This is a genomic window from Nonomuraea sp. NPDC049709, assembly GCF_040674815.1.
Lineage (GTDB): Bacteria > Actinomycetota > Actinomycetes > Streptosporangiales > Streptosporangiaceae > Nonomuraea.
The window spans coordinates 1-17,041 of record NZ_JBFANM010000036.1; the positions used below are offsets into that span (position 1 = coordinate 1).

Sequence of the window (17,041 nt, forward strand, 5' to 3'; positions counted from 1 at the left end):
CGCCACGGTGCCGCTGGCCGGGGCGGCCGGCCCGGCGGTGAACGCCGACCTGCTGACCGCCGTCGCCGCCGCCTGCCGCGACCGGCGGCGGCTGCGGCTGCGCTACCGGGGGCGCGACGGGGTCTCGGAGCGGGAGGTGGAGCCGCACCGGCTGGTGCACACGCCGCGCCGGTGGTATCTGCTGGCGTGGGACGTGGGCAAGGACGACTGGCGGACGTTCCGGGTGGACCGGATCGAGGGGCCGCCCGGGCTGCCGGGGGCCCGCTTCACGCCCCGGCCGCTGCCGCAGGAGGACGTGGCCGCGTACGTGTCGCGCTCCATCACCTCGGCCCCCTACCGCTACCAGGCCCGCGTCCTGTTCCACGCGCCGCTGGAGGCGGTCGCGCCCCGCACCTCGCCGGGCGCCGGGCGGCTGGAGGCGGTGGACGCGCAAACCTGCCTGTTCCTGGCCGGCTCGAATCACCTGGACGAGCTGGCGGTGCACGTCGCGGCCAAGGGCTTCGACTTCGAGGTCCTGGAGCCGCCGGAGCTGGGGCCGGTGCTGCGCGAACTCTCCGACCGGCTCAGGAGGGCGGCGGGCGGTATGGGACGGTAAGGGGATGTCTGACGAGCTTCCCCTCACCGTCGAGGAACTGGTCGCCGCCGAGCGGGCCGGGAAACGCCTCAAGTACGTGTACTTCTGGGGCCACCAGCCCGCCCGCGACGGCAGTGTCGGCCCGGGGTGCCTGAGCCAGTGGTGGCCGGTCACCTTCACCGAGGACGGGCACACGTACGCCTCCGCCGAGCACTACATGATGGCGCACAAGGCGTGGCTGTCCGGCGACGAGGAGAGCGCGGCCGCGATCCTCGCGACCGGGCACCCGGGCAAGGCCAAGGCGCTCGGCCGCACCGTACGGGGCTTCGACGAGGCGACGTGGCAGCGGCACCGCTTCGACATCGTGGTGCGCGGGAACGTGGCCAAGTTCGGCCAGCACCCGCCACTCGCCGACTACCTCCTGGGCACCGGGAACCGGATCCTGGTGGAGGCCAGCCCGCAGGACCGGGTGTGGGGCATCGGCCTGACCGCCGACGACCAGCGCGCCGCCTCGCCGGCCGGCTGGCGGGGGCTCAACCTGCTCGGCTTCGCGCTCATGGCCGCCCGCGCCCGCCTGGCTACGGGATGACCCCGGTCCACTTGCTGTAGTCGGACGGCGAGTTGACGTAGCGGGCCCGCCATCTGCGGTTCGGGTAGTGGCCGGTGGTGACGGTGAACCAGCCGTTGCCCTGGGGGAAGCCCTTCGTCGGCGGGTACCCGTGCCGGTACGTCCTGCCGTGATCGTCGGGGTCGTTGAAATCGGTGCTCACCACGCTGTAGCTGATGGTGACGTATCCCGACGTCGCCGCTTTCCGCGCGGTCGAATCGCAGCAGCTTGATGGCCACCCGCGTACCGGCCGGATCGTAGGCTTCGTAGACGACGCCCTGGCCGCCGGAGCCGAGCTGTCGTCCCAGCCAATAGTCCCCGAACTGCCGCGCGTCTCCCTGGGCGAATGGTGCCTGAGCCATGGAGACCTCCACCGCCGGACGGTTTCCGGCGCACGGTCGCCCCGAACGGGGTCGGCAGTCACGCTAATCGCCCGTCTCCTGGGCCCGCCTCCGGGAACGCCCTAGGGACAACCCCAGCCGAGCTCCCGCCCGCGTCAGGACGGGAAGCGCAAATAGCCAGGTGGGACGTGGTCGGCCAGCCACACCCCGTTGGCGCTGCGCCGGAAGACGTGCCCGTCGGCGTGCATCATCCCGGCGGCCACCACCAGCACCACCGGAGCGCCCCGCCGCGCCCCCACCCGGGTGGCCGTCTCCCGGTCGGGCGACAGGTGCACGTGGTGCCGGCTCATCGGCCGCAGGCCCTCCCGCCTGATCGCGGTCACGAAGCGCCCGACGGTGCCGTGGTAGAGCACCTCGGGCGGCTCCAGCGCGGGCAGGTCGAGCTCCACGGGCACCGAATGCCCCTGGCTGGCCCGGATCCGGCCGTCCTCGATCGCGTAGCGGCGCTTGTCGTTGGCCGCCACGACCTCCTTCAGCTCCTCCGGCGTGATCGTGAACCCGTGCTCGGCCGCCGCCCGGAGCAGCTCCTCCACCTCCACCCAGCCGCCGGCGTCAAGGGTGAGGCCGATGCGCTGCGGGTCGTGCCGCAGGTGCCTGGCGAGGTATTTCGAGACGCGTACCATTCTCCGTTCATCCATCAGGTGCCATGCTGCCGCGCCCGGCCCCCCGCCGCCAACCCGATGACCAATGCGTCTCGACGTTCCGCCGCGTCCCACCGACGTGAGACCGTCTCCCGGTGACCGCGCGGCAATCGGCTGACATTTCATCTCATTGTGGCACGTGATGATCGCCACGAGGCCCGTACGGAAACCGGGGCGTGGCTTGGCGTGTCGTTGGGGCCCGGCTGAGCCGGCCGGGGTACGGGCCCGGGCATGGACAGCCTGGTCAGTATGCCCGTCACCCACACGCCCCGGCCACGCGAGATCGACGTCGAGGCGCTGAGCCGGCGTCTGGAGGAGGCCGTGGACGGCGAGGTCCGCTTCGACGCCGGCACCCGCGCCGCCTACGCCACCGACGCCTCCAACTACCGGCAGCCCCCGATCGGCGTGGTGGTGCCCCGCGACCTCGACGCCGGGGCGGTGGCGGTGGCGGTGTGCCGGGCCGGCGACGTCCCGGTGCTGTCGCGCGGCGGCGGCACCAGCCTGGCCGGGCAGTGCTGCAACGCGGCCGTGGTGATCGACTGGTCCAAGCACTGCGGGCACGTCGAGGCCGTGGACGTGGCGCGGCGGCGGGTCACGGTGCAGGCCGGGGCGGTGCTGGACGCGGTCAACCACGTGCTCGCGCCGGACGGGCTGATGGTCGGCCCCAAGCCGTCCAGCCATCCGACCTGCACGATCGGCGGCATGATCGGCAACGACTCGTGCGGTGCGTCCGCGCAGGCGTACGGGAAGATGGCGGACTCCGTGCTGCGGCTGGAGATCCTCACCTACGACGGCGTGCGCGCGTGGGTGGGGCCGACCGGTGAGGAGGAGTACGCCCGGATCCAGGCCGAGGGCGGGCGCCTGGCCGAGATCTACCGGCAGCTGCGCGACCTGCGCGACGACACCATGGAGCTGGTCCGCACCCGCTTCCCCCGGCTGGAGCGGCGCGTGTCCGGCTACAACCTCGACCAGCTCCTGCCCGAGAACGGCTTCAACCTCGCCCGCGCCCTCGTCGGCAGCGAGGGCACGCTCGTCACCGTGCTGCGCGCGGAGCTGGCCGTGGTGCCCGTCCCGGCCGCCCGGTCCCTGGCCGTGCTCGGGTTCGAGGACATCTTCGCCGCCGCCGACGCGGTGCCCGCCGTGGCCGCGCACCGGCCGCTGGCGCTGGAGGCCATGGACGAGACGATGTACCGGCTGGCCCGCGCCGAGCACCCGCACGACCCGGCGCTGCGCGACCTGCCCCCGGGGGCGGGGTGGCTGCTGGTGCAGTTCGGCGGGGACACGCCCGACGAGGCGCGCGAGCGGGCCGAGGAGATGATGCGCGAGCTGTCCGGCCGGTCCGCCCGGAACGACGGGACACCGCCGCCCACGCACGCGTTCCTGGGCGACCCCGCCAGGGAGGACCGGCTGTGGCGGCTGCGGGAGTCGGGGCTGGGCGTGGAGGCGTACCCGCCGACGGGGCGGCAGACGTACGAGGGCTGGTCGGACGCGGCCGTCCCGCCCGCGCGGCTGGGTGCCTACCTGCGCGACTACGACCGGCTGCGGCGCCGCCACGGCTACCGCGAATCGGCCCTGTACGGCCACTTCGGGCAGGGCTGCGTGCACGGCAGGCTCCCGCTCGACCTGCACACCGACGACGGGATCGCCAACTACCGCAGGTTCGCCGAGGAGGCCGCCGACCTGGTCGCCGCCTACGGCGGGTCGCTGTCGGGCGAGCACGGCGACGGGCAGGCGCTGGCCGAGCTGCTGCCGCGCATGTTCGGCGAGGCCGTGGTCGGGGCCTTCGGCCGGCTCAAGGCCATCTTCGACCCCCGCGACCGGATGAACCCCGGCAAGGTCGTCCACCCGCACCGCCTCGACCAGGACCTCGCCCAGCGGCACTTCTACCCCCTGGAGCCCCGGCACACGTTCTTCGACTACCCGGACGACCACGGCCGTTTCGGGCACGCCGCCACCCGCTGCGTCGGGATCGGGAAGTGCCGCAAGCACACGTTCGAGGGCGGCGTGATGTGCCCCAGCTACCGGGTGACCCGCGAGGAGGAGCACTCCACGCGCGGGCGGGCCCGGCTGCTGGAGGAGATGGTACGCGGCGACCTGATCGCCGACGGCTGGCGGTCCGAGGCCGTGCGCGACGCGCTCGACCTGTGCCTGGCGTGCAAGGGCTGCCGGGCCGAGTGCCCGGTGAACGTGGACATGGCCACGTACAAGGCCGAGTTCCTCGCCCACCACTACCGGCACAGGCTCCGGCCGGTCGCGCACTACTCGATGGGCTGGCTGCCGCTGTGGGCGGCGCTCGCCGCGGCGGCGCCCGGGGCGGTGAACGCCGTCACCCACCTGCCGGTGCTGTCGCGGCTGGTCAAGGCCGCCGCCGGGGTCGCGGCGCGGCGGGAGCTGCCGAGGTTCGCCGAGGAGCGGTTCACCGACTGGTTCCGGCGGCGTGGCGCCTCACCGTCGGGCACGCGGGGACGGGTGGTGCTGTGGGCGGACACGTTCACCAACAACTTCGACCCGCGCGTCGGCCGGGCCGCGGTGAACGTGCTGGAGACGGCCGGGTTCGAGGTGCTGGTGCCGCCGGTGGCGCTGTGCTGCGGGCTGACGTGGATCTCGACGGGGCAGCTCGGGATCGCCCGCCGGGTGCTGTCGCGCAGCGTCCGGGCGCTGACGCCGTGGGCCGAGGCGGGGGTGCCGGTGGTGGGGCTGGAACCGAGCTGCACCGCCGTGTTCCGCTCCGACGGGCCCGAACTGCTCAACACGCCGCAGACGCGGCTGCTGTCCGAGCGCACGCTCACGCTGGCCGAGCTGCTGGAGGACCGCGCCCCCGACTGGCAGCCGGCCTCCGCCGGCGGGTCGGCGGTGGCGCAGGTGCACTGCCATCAGAGCGCCGTCATGGGGTACGACGCGGACCGGGCGGTGCTGGACCGGTTCGGGATCCGTACGCGGGTGCTCGACTCCGGGTGCTGCGGGCAGGCCGGGAACTTCGGGTTCGAGCGGGAGCACTATGACGTGTCCGTGGCGTGCGCGGAGGAGGGGCTGTGGCCGGCGGTGCGGTCGGCGGGGGAGGAGGCGCTGCTGGCGGACGGCTTCTCCTGCCGCACCCAGATCGCCGCCGCCGGCACCGGCCGCCAGGGCCGCCACCTCGCCGAGCTCCTCTCCACCGCTCTCTCCCGCCCATAGGCCACCGCACGCTCCATGCCGGTCGCGCCGCCCCGTTGCCCGCCCGGCTCCGCCCCCGCCTGCGTCCCCCCGGGGCGCCCGCGTACGGCTTGCGCGGGCCGTGCGTCGGCTCAGGGGGCGGCTTCCGTCGCGACGGTTCGTCGGCAGGCGGGCGGGGCTGGGGCTACCCCGGCGGGCGCCTCACGTGAGCGACGGGGTGGCCGGTCAGGGGTCGAGGGTCAGGGAGAGGCGGCGGGACAGGCCGGTGTTGCGGCGGTGGCCGAGCCGGTGGACCGCGAGCTCCAGCGCCTCCCGCTGCCCCACCAGCACCACCCACGCCTTGGCCCGTGTCACCAGCGTGTACAGCAGCTTGCGCCGCAGCATGATCCCCCCGGACTCGGCCACGATCGGCGCCACCACGAACGGGTATTCGCTGCCCTGCGACCGATGCACGCTGATCGCGTACGCATGCGTCAGGTCGTCGAGCTCGTCGAACCCGTAACGCACGCTCTCCCCGTCGTCCGTCCGGATCTCGACCACCCGCTCCTCCCGCACCACCGCCGTCACCGTCCCCGTCTCCCCGTTGAAGACTCCTTTGTCGTAGTTGTTGCGGATCGGCATCACCCGGTCGCCCACCCGGAACACCGTGGCCCCCGACCAGTGCTCGGCCTTGTCGTCGGCGGCCGGGTTGAGCTGGTCCTGGATCAGCCGCCCGAGCGTCGTGGCGCCCGTCTCGCCCTTGCGCATCGGGCACAGCACCTGGACCTGGTCCGGCTCGACGTTCTGCTTGCGCGGGATGCCCACCATCGCCAGGTGCGCGACCCGCCGCGCCACCTGCTCGGGATCGTCGAGCTCCTCGAACCAGAACCCGCCCCCGCCCGGCGTCGCCGGCAGCCGGCCGGCGCGGATGCGGTGGGCGGCGTCGATGATGCCGCTGCCGCTCGCCTGCCGGAAGACGTGGGTGAGCTGGACCCGGGGGATCGCCGTGACGCGCAGCAGGTCGGCCAGGACGTCGCCGGGACCGATGCTGGGGAGCTGGTCGCCGTCGCCGATGAGGAGCAGGTGGCTGCCGGGCCGCACGGCGGCGGTGAGGCGGGTGGCCAGGTGGAGGTCGAGCATGGACGCCTCGTCCACCACGATCAGGTCGGCCTGCGAGGGCCGCTCGTCGAACAGCGTCTCCGGGTCGGGGTCGGGCTGCTGGGCCAGCATGCGGTGCACGGTCATCGCGGGCAGCCCGGTCAGCTCCGACAGCCGCTTGGCGGCCTTGCCGGTGGGCGCCGTGAGCGTGACCGTGCCACCGGCCGCGCGCACGGTGGTCGCGATGGCCTTGACCGTGTGGCTCTTGCCGCACCCGGGGCCGCCCGTGATGATCGAGACAGTGCTGGTCAGGGCCATGGTGACGGCGGCCCGCTGGTCGTCGTGCAGCCCGGGGTCCTCCCGGAAGGAGCGCAGCGGCAGCGTCGAGCGGGCCTCCATGAGCGCGGTGAGCTGCGCGGTGAGCGCCACCTCCCGGCTGTGCACGTGCTTGGCGTACGCGACCGTCTGTCCCGGCACCTGCCCCGGCTGGTCGGGCGCCGCCTCCACGACCACCCGCCGGTCGGCCACCAGCGCGTCGACCATCGGCCGCACCAGGTCCTGGTCCTGCTCGATCAGCTCGGCCGTCTCCCTGACCAGCGTGGCGACCGGCACGAAGCAGTGCCCGTCGCGGCTGCCGGCCGCCTCCAGCCGGTCGAGCAGCGCCGCCTTGACCCGCTGCGGGCTGCGCTCGGGCACCCCGGACTGCAGGGCGATCCGGTCGGCGATGCGGAACGCGATGCCCCTGACCCGACCGATGAGCCGGTAGGGGTCGGCGGCCAGGACCTCGTCGGCGTCCTGCCCGAACACCTGGTAGATCTTGGCGGCCAGCAGCGGGCTGACGCCGAGCCCCTGCAGCGTCACCATCAGCGCCGCGATGGACTTCTGCTCCCGCCACGCCTCGACGATCTGCGCCTGCCGCAGCGGCCCGATGTTGACCACCTCGGTGAGCCGCTCGGGCTCGCCGTCGATGACCTTGAGCGTGGCCTCGCCGAAGTGGTCGACGATCGCGTACGCCAGCCGCGGCCCGATCCCCCTGATCAGCCCCGACCCCAGGTAGATGCGGATCGCCCGGACCGACGACGGCGTCACCCGCTCGCACCCGGTCACGGCGAAGCGGCGGCCGTGACGGGCGTGCCGGCTCCAGTCGCCGAACAGCCGCAGCGTCTCGCCCGGCTGCACCCCGGCCAGCGCCCGCCCGGTCGCCACGAAGTCGGGCACGCCGTCGGCGCTCATGCGCGCGACGGTGTATTCGTCCTCCCGGACGTAGACGAGCTGCTCGACGGACGCCTCCACAGGGGAGATCCAACCATCCGTCACCGACAATCGGTCACATGGCGGTCGGGAACGTCCGGGGCTCGGCCTCGCCCCAGGGCTCGCCGTGCAGCGGGTGCACCGCCCGGCTCTCGTCCATCCAGAGGAAGGCGTCGTAGCGGCGGCCCACGATCGTCGGCACGTAGTTGCCCCAGCGCTCGCGGTCCGGGTGGTACACGACGCCGATCGCCCGGTGCCCCATCGGCTCGTCGTACCAGTCGGCCCGCAGGCCGGAGGGTGGCACCAGGAACAGCGCGTCCTGGCCCGGGAGGGCCTCGTGCAGGAACGCCTCCAGGGAGGCCGGGCGCGCCGGCGGGACCGGCATGACGTGGTGCTGCGCGCCCCACCGGTCACCGGCCACCACCGTGCCGCGGTGGCTGCCGAAGCCCACGAGCACGACGTCCTCGTGGTGCCGCTCGCGGGCGAGCTGCCCGAGGTTGGTCATCCCGGCGGCGGCCATGTCCGTGGCCCGCGCGTCGCCGATGTGCGTGTTGTGCGCCCACACCACGCCCTTGGCCTGATGGTGCTCGGCCAGCCGGTCGAGGGTGTCGGCCATGTGGACGTCCCTGATGTTCCAGGAGTCGGGGCCGCCGCCCACCATGGCCCGGTAGTAGCGCTCGGCCCCGGCCACGACCTCGGCGTTCTGCCGGACGCCGAAGCCGCCCGCGCCCCCCGGCGCCGTGCCGGCCACCGCGGCCAGCAGGTTCACCACCTCGTCCTCGCAGGTCTCGGGGATCAGGCGGCTGACCAGGCCGTACTGCTGGGGGTCGTGGCCGTAGGACTCGAAGCAGTACAGGGCCTCCATCACGGTCTCCACCTGGTCCGGCAGGTGGGCGGCGGCGTAGCGGCGCAGGGCGCGCAGGGAGTCCCAGAGGCTGTAGACGTCCAGGCCGTGGAAGCCGCAGCGCTCGCCGGGCGGGCGCTCGGCGTTCCAGCGGCTCAGCCAGCGGCAGAAGTCCGCGACCTCCTCGTTGGCCCACATGAAGGTGGGCCAGCGCTCGAAGCCGTACAGCGCGTCGAAGGGGTCGGCGCCGGTGGTGACGGCCTGGTTGACCCGCTCGCAGTCAGGCCAGTCGCCCTCGACGGCGACGAAACCGAAGCCCTTCTCGGCGATCAGGCGCCGGGTCAGCTCGGCCCGCCAGGCGTAGAAGTCGTGCGTGCCGTGGCTGGCCTCGCCGATCAGCACGAACCTGGCCTCGCCGACGCGTTCGAGCAGCGGGCCGAGGTCGCCGGGGCCGGTGAGCGGCAGCGCCGCACGGCGCACCTCGTCCTGGTTCGTCATGGGTCCTCCTCCGAGAGGGGCGCGCGAGCCGACGGGGCCGTGCGGGAGGTCATGGGCCCTCCTCCGCGAGCATCCGCAGGCATTCGCGGGCGAGCTGGAGCTCCTCGCGCACCTGGACCACCAGCACGGGTACGGCGGCGTCGTACGCGCTGACCGGCCCGTCGTCGGGCCGGTTGCCCCGGACCGGGGGCCGCACCCCGAGCAGGCCGAGGCGGCGGCAGACGGCCTCGCGCACCTCCGGCTGGTCCCAGCCGATCTCCCCGGTGAACACCAGCGCGTCGATCCGCCGCAGCGAGGTGGCCGCCGCGGCGATCTCCCGGCTGACCCGGTGGGCGAACACCCGCAGCGCCAGCCCGGCCGCCTCGTCGCCGTCCCGCTCGGCCGCCACCAGCTCCCGCGTGTCCCCGGAGCGTCCTCCCGACAGGCCCAGCAGCCCGGAGCGGCGTTCGAGCCCCTCGCCCAGCTCGTCCACCGACAGGTGACCCTGCGACAGCAGCCACACCAGCATCCCGGGGTCAACGCCGCCCGAGCGCTTGCTCATGGGCAGCCCGTCCAGCGGCGTGAACCCCATCGAGGTGTCCAGGCTGCGCCCGCCCGACAGCGCGCACACCGAGCAGCCGCCGCCCAGGTGCGTCAGCACGAGGTCGAGCTCGGCGGCCGGGCGGCCGAGCAGCTCGGCCACCCGGTCGGCGGCCCAGGCGTAGGACAGGCCGTGGAAGCCGTAGCGGCGCAGGCCGTACCGCTCGCGCCACTCGTGCGGCAGGGCGTAGACGGCGGCGGCGTCCGGCAGGTCGGCGTGGAAGGCGGTGTCGGGGCAGAGCACGTGCGGCACGGCCGGGAGCTGCTCGCGGGCCGCCTCCAGCAGGGCCAGCGCCGGCGGCAGGTGCAGCGGCGCCAGGCTCGTCAGGCGCGACAGCGCCGCGGCCGTCTCGTCGTCGGCCACCGCGGGCGCGCGCAGCAGGTCGCCGCCGTGCACGATCCGGTGCGCCACCGCCCTGACGTCGCGGTCGAAGTGGCCGCCGAGGAACGCCGACAGCTCCTCCCTGGCCGATCCGGGGTCGACGGCCCGCTCGGCGTGCGCGCTGTCCAGCACGCTGCCGCCCTGGACGAGGTCGAGACGCAGGCTGGACGAACCGGCGTTGACGGTGAGTATCGCCGCCGACTCCGCCACCTGCTCGTCCATTGCCCGGCCCATGCCGCCCGGCTACCCCCGACCGTCTTCACAAAACGGACGAACGGCCGCCCCGGCTTTACCCCGCTCAGGGGTTGCCTCTCCTGGAGCTCGGGTAGTCGTGCGCCATGGAAATCACCCTGCAGGTGAACGGCGTGTCCCGCACGGTGGACGTGGATCCGCGAATGTCGCTGCTCGACCTGCTCCGCGAACGGCTGGGGCTCATCGGCGCCAAGAAGGGGTGTGACCACGGCCAGTGCGGCGCCTGCACGGTCCTGATCGACGGGCGGCGGGCCAACTCCTGCCTGGCGCTGGCGGTAGCGGTGGACGGCTCGGAGGTCACCACCGTGGAAGGGCTGGCCAGGGGCGAGGACCTGCACCCTCTGCAGGCCGCGTTCATCGAGCACGACGCCTTCCAGTGCGGCTACTGCACGCCGGGCCAGCTCTGCTCGGCGGCCGGGATGCTGGGGGAGCCGGGCCCGAGCGCCGTCACCGAGGACATCCTCGTCGATCCGGACCTGACTCCCGAGGAGATCAGAGAGCGGATGAGCGGCAACCTGTGCCGGTGCGGCGCGTACGTCAACATCGTCGGCGCGATCGGCGAGGTGGCCCGGTGAAACCCTTCGAGTACGCCCGCGCCGGCAGCCCCGCGGAGGCCGTGCGCGACTTCGCCCCCGGCACCATGTACCTGGGCGGCGGCACCAACCTGGTCGACCTCATGCGGCTGGGCGTGGCCGAGCCCGAGCGCCTCCTCGACGTCAGCCGCCTGCCGCTCGACGCCATCGAGCCCGTCGGCGACCGCGTCCGCGTCGGCGCCACCGTGCGCAACACCGACCTGGCGGCCGACCCTCTCGTCCGCAGCCGCTATCCCATGCTGGCCAGAGCCGTGCTGACCGGCGCCTCCGGCCAGGTGCGCAACGTCGCGACGGTCGGCGGCAACCTGCTGCAGCGCACCCGCTGCGCGTACTTCCAGGACGTGACCAGACCCTGCAACAAGCGCCGCCCCGGCTCCGGCTGCCCCGCGATCGCCGGCGACCACGGCAACCTGGCCGTCCTCGGCACCTCCGGCTCCTGCGTGGCCACCCACCCCTCGGACATGGCCGTCGCCCTGGCCGCGCTGGAGGCCGAGGTGCACGTCACCGGCCCGGGCGGCGACCGCATCATCCCCATACCGGGCCTGCACCGCCTGCCCGGCGAGGAGCCGGAGCGCGACACCGTGCTGGCGCCCGGCGACCTGATCACCGCGGTGGAGCTGCCGCCGCCGCCCCCGGGGGCCTCGGTCTACCGGAAGGTGCGCGAGCGGGCGTCGTTCGCGTTCGCGCTGGTGTCCATCGCCGCCGTGCTCGACGTGGGCTCCGACGGCGTCGTCACCGGCTGCCGCATCGCGCTCGGCGGGGTCGCGCACGCCCCCTGGCGGGCCGAGCGGGCCGAGCGGGCGATCATCGGCGGGCCGGCGACCGGTGAGGCGTTCCTCCAGGCCGCCGAGGCCGAGCTGGAGCAGGCCCACCCGCTGCCGCGCAACGCCTTCAAGGTGCCGCTGGCCCGCAACCTGATCGTCTCCACGCTGGAGGAGCTGGCATCGTGAACCGCATCGAGGGCCGCGTCAAGGTCACGGGGCTGGCCACGTACGCCGCCGAATACCCGGCCGAGGGCGTCACCTACGCCTACCCCGTGCAGTCGCGCATCGCCAAGGGCCGCGTCAAGCGCGTGGACAGCGGCCCGGCGCTGGAGATGCCCGGCGTGCTGGCCGTGCTGTCCTGCGAGGACCCGCCCGACCTGGCCGAGGACGCCGACCCGGAGCTGGCCCTGTTCCAGCGCCGCGAGGTCGCCTACCGGGGCCAGCTCGTCGCCGCCGTCGTGGCCGACACCTACGAGAACGCCCGCGCCGCCGCCGCGGCCCTCCGCGTCGACTACGACCCCGACGACCACGACGTGCGCCTGCACCCCGAGCACCCCGGCCTCTACCGGCCCGAGGTCGTCAACCCGAACTTCCCCTCCGACACCGGGCACGGCGACGTCGAGGAGGGGCTCGCCGCCGCCGCGACCACGGTCGACGTCACCTACGAGACGCCCGTCCTCCACAACAACCCGATGGAGCCGCACGCGGCGCTGGCGCTCTGGGACGCGGAGGGCAGGCTGCTGGTGTACGACACCGCGCAGGGCTCCTCGATCAGCCGCGACATGATCGCCAAGACCCTGGACCTGCCGCCGGACCGGGTGCGCGTGGTGGCCAGGCACGTGGGCGGCGGGTTCGGCTCCAAGGGGACCACGCGGCCGCAGGCCGTGCTGGCCGCGATCGCCGCCAGGGCGGTGGGCCGCCCGGTCAAGATCGTGCTGACCCGGCAGCAGATGTTCGACGTCACCGGCTACCGCACGCCGACGATCCAGCGGGTGCGGCTCGGCGCGGACGCCGAGGGCCGGCTCACGGCGCTGGAGCACGTGGCGTACGAGCAGAGCTCCACCCTGGTCGAGTTCGCCGAGCAGACCGCCACCCCGTCGCGCGTCATGTACGGCACGCCCGCGCTGCGCACCGCGCACCGGCTCGTCCGGCTGGACGTGGCCACCCCGTCGTGGATGCGCGCCCCGGGGGAGTGCCCCGGCATGTACGCGCTGGAGTCCGCCATGGACGAGCTGGCCTACGCCGCCGGCCTGGACCCGGTCGAGCTGCGCGTCATCAACGACCCGGAGACCGAGCCGGACAGCGGCCTGCCGTTCAGCTCCCGCAACCTGGTCGGCTGCCTGCGCGAGGGCGCCCACCGGTTCGGCTGGGAGCACCGCGACCCGGAGCCGGGGATCAGGCGCGAGGGGGAGTGGCTGGTCGGCACCGGTGTGGCCGCCTCGACCTATCCGGCCAGGCGGTTGCCGTGCAAGGCCGTGGCCACCGTGCGGGACGGCGACTTCCTCGTCCAGGTGGCCGCCGCGGACATCGGCACCGGCGCGCGTACGGCGCTGACCAGGATCGCGGCCGGCGCGCTCGGCGTCGCCCCCGAGCGGGTGCACGTCGAGCTGGGCGACAGCGACCTGCCGGACGCGCCCGTCGCCGGCGGCTCCATGGGCACGGCCTCGTGGGGCTCGGCGGTCGTGCGGGCCTGCGAGGAGCTGCGGCGCGACGGCAAGGAGGGCCGCGCCGACACCACGGAGGAGATCAAGGGCGACGCCCGGCTGGCCCGGCACGCCTTCGGCGCCCAGTTCGCCGAGGTCCGCGTCAGCTCCGTGACCGGCGAGGTGCGCGTCTCGCGGCTGCTGGGCGTGTTCGCCGCCGGGCACATCGTGGACGCCAAGCTGGCCAGGTCGCAGTTCATCGGCGGCATGACGATGGGCCTGGGCATGGCGCTGATGGAGGAGACGCTCACCGACGAGGAGTTCGGCGGCTTCCTGCACCGCGACCTGGCCCAGTACCACGTGCCCGCGTGCGCCGACGTACCGGACGTGGAGGCGGTCTGGCTGGACGAGCAGGACGGCGAGCTCAACCCGATGGGCAGCAAGGGCATCGGCGAGATCGGCATCGTCGGGACGGCGGCCGCGATCGGCAACGCCGTCCACCATGCCACCGGCCGCCGCATCCGTGAGTTGCCCATTACGCCGGCGAAGATCCTCCTGCCGAGGTTTTAGCCGCTCTTGGCAAGGAAGAGGAAGTCTCTCGTTGACTGGCGGGAGGCGGCGTGAAGAACGAGTCGGACCAGGAGCGCGCGGATCGCAATTTCGTCGAGCTGCTCCAGGGCGCGCGCGTGGCGGTCACCGGCGTGCAGGTGCTGTTCGCGTTCCTGCTCACCGTGCCCTTCTCCTCCGGGTTCGCCCGGCTGGACCAGGTCGACCGCTGGCTGTACTACGCGGCGCTGGTCAGCGCCGCGATCGCGTCGATCTGCTACATCGCGCCGACCGCCCAGCACCGCGTGCTGTTCCGGCAGGGCCGCAAGGAGACGCTGGTACGCCGCTCCAACCTCTACGGCATCCTCGGCGCGCTCGCCCTGGCCGTGTCGATGACCACGTCCACGATGTTCGTGATCGACTACCTCTTCGACGCGACGCTGGCCTGGATCACCGCGGGCGCCCTGGCCGTGCTGGCGCTGTGGACCTGGTTCGGCCAGCCGGCGCTCAACCGGTCGGATCAGTCCTCGTCGGACGGGAGCCCGGTGTCGTCGTCCGACGACTGACGCCCGTACGCGGCCCGGGCGATCATGTAGGCCGCGACCGACACCGTGATCACCTGGGAGATCGCCACCAGCAGCAACGGCCCGGCGTTCGACCAGGTGGGCCGGTGCAGCCACATGGCCAGCAGCACCAGCAGCACGCCGAGCACCTGCGGCTTCGTGCCGGCGTGCATGCGGTCCAGCGTGGTGCGGAAACGCACCAGCCCCGCCCCGGCCGACAGCGCCAGCGCCGCCCCCAGGAGCAGGCAGACGCCCTCCGCCACCTCCAGCGCGCTCATCGCGGCCCCCTTCCGGTCCGGTCCGCGAAGAACCGGGCCAGCGACACCGACCCGACGAACCCCAGCAGCGACAGCACCAGCAGGATCGGCAGGTCCGAATAGTCGTCCCTGGCCACGGCGAACGCCCCCACCCCGCACATCGACAACGACGTGAACACGTCCAGCGCCACCGCCCGGTCCAGCATCGACGGCCCGCGCCCCGCCCGCCACAGCGAGGCGGCCGCCCCGCACCCGAGCAGGACGAGCGTCACCAGGTACACCGCCGTCACGGCAGCTCCTCCCGATCCCGGCGGGTGCCGAACGCCGCCACGATGCGCGACTCCAGCCCCGCGATGTCCGCCCGCACGGCCTCGGCGACGTCGCCTGGCCGGCCCAGCACGTGCACCAGCAGCTCCCCGGGGTACCTCTCCAGCACCAGGCTCCCGGGCACGGTGGACAGCGCGACGATGATCATCACGGTCAGGGCCTCGGACGACGTACGCAGCGGCACCCGGACGATCTGCGTCGGCGGCGCCCCCGGATGCGCCACCCAGAACACCACCCGCACGGTCGAGATCACCATGTCCCAGCCGAACCACAGCAGGAACCTGACGAGCGCCACCGGGCGCACCCGGATGCCGGGATCGAGGACGGGCAGCGGCAGCAGCCACGTCACCACCAGCCCGGTCACCAGCCCGCCCAGCACGTTGCCCGCCGACAGGTCGCCCCACAACATCACCCACACCAGCGCCAGCCAGGCCACCAGCGGCAGCGGCACCCGCCGGCCGAGCACCCGAGGCGCCAGGGCCTCCCGCCGCACGGGCTCGCCTCCAGGGACGTCCCGCCTCATGGCCGCCCCTCCAGCACCGCCGAGATGTACGGCTCGCGGGCCAGCAGCTCGCCCGCCGTCCGCTGCGCCAGCGCCGACAGCGGCCCCGCCAGCACCGTGAACGACAACCCGAGCGCGACCAGCGCCACCACCGACAGCGGCAGCGCCGCCGGCAGCGTGGCCGTCGTCACGGTGGGCTCCTCACCGGTGTACTCCTCGCTCTCCAGCACCCGGCCCACCCGGTCCGAGCGCGGGCCGCGCCAGAACGCCTTGCCCCACGTCTTGGCCACCGCGTACAGCGTGAGCAGGCTCGTCACCAGGCCCCCGACCACCAGCGTGACCGGCAGCCACCCCCCGGCCGCCAGCCCGGCCTGCACCAGCATCAGCTTGCCCAGGAACCCCGACATCGGCGGGATGCCCGACAGGTTCATGGCCGGCACGAAGAACAGCACGGCGATCAGCGGCGTCGCCCTCATCAGCCCGCCCAGCCGGGTCACCGACGTGGTGCCGGTCCGCCGCTCGACCATCCCCGTCACCAGGAACAGGCTCGTCTGCACGGTGATGTGGTGCACCACGTAGAAGATGGCCCCCGCCATGCCGGCCAGCGTGGACAGGGCCACGCCGAAGACCATGTACCCGATGTGGCTGACCAGCGTGAAGGAGAGCATCCGTTTCATGTCCGTCTGCGCCACCGCGCCCAGCACCCCCGCGAGCATGGTGGCCAGCGCGACCCACATGAGCAGCGTCGAGACCGGCCCACCGGGGAACAGCAGCGCCTCCAGGCGGATGATCGAGTACACGCCGACCTTGGTGAGCAGCCCGGCGAACACCGCCGTGGCCGGGGCGGGCGCGGTCGGGTAGGAGTCGGGCAGCCAGGCCGACATGGGGAAGATCGCCGCCTTGATCGCGAACGCCAGCAGCAGCGTCAGCTCCACCAGCAGCTTCACCTGCTCGGGCAGCGTGGCGAAGCGCTGGGCGAGCTGCGCCATCGACAGCGTCCCGGTGGCGGCGTAGGTGACGGCCAGCGCGATCAGGAACAACATCGACGAGGCCAGGGCCATCAGCGTGTACGTGGCGCCCGCCCGGATCCTGGAGTCCGTGCCGCCGAACGTCAGCAGCACGTACGAGCCGCTCAGCAGCAGTTCGAACGCCACGAACAGGTTGAACAGGTCCCCTGACAGGAACGCGTCCGCCACCCCCGCCACCATCACCAGGAACGCCGGATGGAAGATCGCCATCGGGGCGTCGTGCTCCTGCTCGTCGTAGGCGTTGGCCACCGAGTACGCCATCACGCACAGCGTCACCGCCGAGGACACGACGAGCACCAGCGTCGAGAGCCGGTCGGCCACCAGGCAGATGCCGATCGGCGACGGCCAGCCGCCCAGCTCGGTCACCAGCGGGCCGTGCGCGTCGGCCGCGACCATCAGCACCACCGCCACCGCCAGCGAGATGCCCAGCGTGACGAGGCTGATGAGCGACTGCAGCCGGCGCAGCCGCCCGCCGATCGCCAGCTTCACCCCGGCGGCCAGCAGCGGCAGCATCACCGGCACGCAGACGAGGCTCTCCAGCGTGATCGGGCTCTCCATG

Annotated in this window: 16 protein-coding genes; 7 read left to right on the forward strand and 9 right to left on the reverse strand. The window is 73.6% G+C overall.

The annotated features are described in order from the left end of the window. Both AB0J69_RS32225 and AB0J69_RS32230 read left to right on the forward strand, forming a co-directional pair. The coding region (locus AB0J69_RS32225; RefSeq protein WP_364124867.1) for a WYL domain-containing protein at positions 1–595 on the forward strand (595 nt) is incomplete at its 5' end. Between the two features lie 4 nt (positions 596–599). After that, a complete protein-coding gene (locus AB0J69_RS32230) occupies positions 600–1,163 on the forward strand; it encodes an NADAR family protein (RefSeq protein WP_364124869.1) in 564 nt (187 codons plus the stop codon). On the opposite strand, the gene AB0J69_RS32235 is transcribed toward AB0J69_RS32230, so the two are convergent. Together AB0J69_RS32235 and AB0J69_RS32240 are read right to left on the reverse strand one after the other, a co-directional pair. Next, positions 1,153–1,347: a hypothetical protein gene (locus tag AB0J69_RS32235; RefSeq protein ID WP_364124872.1), complete on the reverse strand. Its 195-nt coding sequence runs from the start codon at positions 1,345–1,347 to the stop codon at positions 1,153–1,155. The two genes, AB0J69_RS32230 and AB0J69_RS32235, sit on opposite strands and share 11 nt — an antisense overlap. A 330-nt stretch (positions 1,348–1,677) precedes the next feature. Then, positions 1,678–2,220, reverse strand: a complete 543-nt coding sequence (locus AB0J69_RS32240) for an RNA 2'-phosphotransferase (protein ID WP_364124875.1) — start codon at positions 2,218–2,220, stop codon at positions 1,678–1,680. A gap of 252 nt (positions 2,221–2,472) precedes the next feature. On the opposite strand from AB0J69_RS32240, the gene AB0J69_RS32245 reads away from it, so the two are divergent. Then, positions 2,473–5,397 carry an FAD-linked oxidase C-terminal domain-containing protein gene (locus tag AB0J69_RS32245; RefSeq protein WP_364124878.1) on the forward strand — a complete coding sequence of 975 codons (2,925 nt, stop codon included), beginning with the start codon at positions 2,473–2,475 and terminating at the stop codon, positions 5,395–5,397. A 204-nt stretch (positions 5,398–5,601) separates the two neighbouring features. Here AB0J69_RS32245 and AB0J69_RS32250 read toward each other — a convergent pair whose 3' ends face one another. From AB0J69_RS32250 to AB0J69_RS32260, 3 genes are read right to left on the reverse strand one after another with little or no spacing between them, the layout of a single operon-like run. After that, a complete protein-coding gene (locus AB0J69_RS32250) occupies positions 5,602–7,770 on the reverse strand; it encodes an ATP-dependent RecD-like DNA helicase (RefSeq protein WP_364124880.1) in 2,169 nt (722 codons plus the stop codon). Positions 7,771–7,780: 10 nt separating this feature from the next. Further along, positions 7,781–9,046 (reverse strand): erythromycin esterase family protein, encoded by a 1,266-nt coding sequence (locus AB0J69_RS32255; RefSeq protein WP_364124882.1) that lies wholly within the window; start codon positions 9,044–9,046, stop codon positions 7,781–7,783. Positions 9,047–9,095: 49 nt separating this feature from the next. Continuing rightward, positions 9,096–10,241 carry an acetate/propionate family kinase gene (locus AB0J69_RS32260; RefSeq protein WP_364124885.1) on the reverse strand — a complete coding sequence of 382 codons (1,146 nt, stop codon included), beginning with the start codon at positions 10,239–10,241 and terminating at the stop codon, positions 9,096–9,098. A 104-nt stretch (positions 10,242–10,345) separates the two neighbouring features. On the opposite strand from AB0J69_RS32260, the gene AB0J69_RS32265 reads away from it, so the two are divergent. The 4 genes from AB0J69_RS32265 to AB0J69_RS32280 are packed head-to-tail and all read left to right on the forward strand — an operon-like array spanning position 10,346 to position 14,371. Next, positions 10,346–10,834 carry a 2Fe-2S iron-sulfur cluster-binding protein gene (locus AB0J69_RS32265; RefSeq protein WP_364124889.1) on the forward strand — a complete coding sequence of 163 codons (489 nt, stop codon included), beginning with the start codon at positions 10,346–10,348 and terminating at the stop codon, positions 10,832–10,834. Next, a complete protein-coding gene (locus tag AB0J69_RS32270; protein ID WP_364124891.1) occupies positions 10,831–11,802 on the forward strand; it encodes a xanthine dehydrogenase family protein subunit M in 972 nt (323 codons plus the stop codon). Before AB0J69_RS32265 ends, AB0J69_RS32270 begins: the two co-directional genes overlap by 4 nt. Then, positions 11,799–13,829, forward strand: a complete 2,031-nt coding sequence (locus AB0J69_RS32275) for a xanthine dehydrogenase family protein molybdopterin-binding subunit (protein WP_364124894.1) — start codon at positions 11,799–11,801, stop codon at positions 13,827–13,829. Before AB0J69_RS32270 ends, AB0J69_RS32275 begins: the two co-directional genes overlap by 4 nt. A gap of 50 nt (positions 13,830–13,879) precedes the next feature. Beyond that, positions 13,880–14,371 carry a DUF6328 family protein gene (locus tag AB0J69_RS32280; protein WP_364124896.1) on the forward strand — a complete coding sequence of 164 codons (492 nt, stop codon included), beginning with the start codon at positions 13,880–13,882 and terminating at the stop codon, positions 14,369–14,371. Here AB0J69_RS32280 and mnhG read toward each other — a convergent pair. Genes mnhG through AB0J69_RS32300 form a run of 4 tightly spaced genes read right to left on the reverse strand, consistent with a single transcriptional unit; the run spans position 14,326 to position 17,040 of the window. Then, the gene (gene mnhG / locus AB0J69_RS32285; protein WP_364124899.1) at positions 14,326–14,646 is read right to left on the reverse strand and encodes a monovalent cation/H(+) antiporter subunit G; all 321 of its coding nucleotides are present in this window, start codon (positions 14,644–14,646) and stop codon (positions 14,326–14,328) included. The two genes, AB0J69_RS32280 and mnhG, sit on opposite strands and share 46 nt — an antisense overlap. Continuing rightward, positions 14,643–14,915 (reverse strand): monovalent cation/H+ antiporter complex subunit F, encoded by a 273-nt coding sequence (locus AB0J69_RS32290; protein WP_364124902.1) that lies wholly within the window; start codon positions 14,913–14,915, stop codon positions 14,643–14,645. Before AB0J69_RS32290 ends, mnhG begins: the two co-directional genes overlap by 4 nt. Next, positions 14,912–15,475, reverse strand: a complete 564-nt coding sequence (locus AB0J69_RS32295; protein WP_364124905.1) for a Na+/H+ antiporter subunit E — start codon at positions 15,473–15,475, stop codon at positions 14,912–14,914. Before AB0J69_RS32295 ends, AB0J69_RS32290 begins: the two co-directional genes overlap by 4 nt. Further along, complete coding sequence (locus tag AB0J69_RS32300) at positions 15,472–17,040, reverse strand: Na+/H+ antiporter subunit D (RefSeq protein WP_364124908.1); 1,569 nt, start codon at positions 17,038–17,040, stop codon at positions 15,472–15,474. Before AB0J69_RS32300 ends, AB0J69_RS32295 begins: the two co-directional genes overlap by 4 nt. Position 17,041 lies beyond the last annotated feature (1 nt).

Bases quoted from the DNA above. Each gene is read 5' to 3' on its own strand.
- AB0J69_RS32265 (WP_364124889.1), top strand. From the start codon at position 10,346: ATGGAAATCACCCTGCAGGTGAACGGCGTGTCCCGCACGGTGGACGTG.
- AB0J69_RS32230 (WP_364124869.1), top strand. From the start codon at position 600: ATGTCTGACGAGCTTCCCCTCACCGTCGAGGAACTGGTCGCCGCCGAG.
- AB0J69_RS32240 (WP_364124875.1), bottom strand. From the start codon at position 2,220: ATGGATGAACGGAGAATGGTACGCGTCTCGAAATACCTCGCCAGGCAC.
- AB0J69_RS32300 (WP_364124908.1), bottom strand. From the start codon at position 17,040: ATGGAGAGCCCGATCACGCTGGAGAGCCTCGTCTGCGTGCCGGTGATG.
- AB0J69_RS32260 (WP_364124885.1), bottom strand. From the start codon at position 10,241: ATGGGCCGGGCAATGGACGAGCAGGTGGCGGAGTCGGCGGCGATACTC.
- AB0J69_RS32295 (WP_364124905.1), bottom strand. From the start codon at position 15,475: ATGAGGCGGGACGTCCCTGGAGGCGAGCCCGTGCGGCGGGAGGCCCTG.
- AB0J69_RS32255 (WP_364124882.1), bottom strand. From the start codon at position 9,046: ATGACGAACCAGGACGAGGTGCGCCGTGCGGCGCTGCCGCTCACCGGC.
- AB0J69_RS32245 (WP_364124878.1), top strand. From the start codon at position 2,473: ATGCCCGTCACCCACACGCCCCGGCCACGCGAGATCGACGTCGAGGCG.
- mnhG (WP_364124899.1), bottom strand. From the start codon at position 14,646: ATGAGCGCGCTGGAGGTGGCGGAGGGCGTCTGCCTGCTCCTGGGGGCG.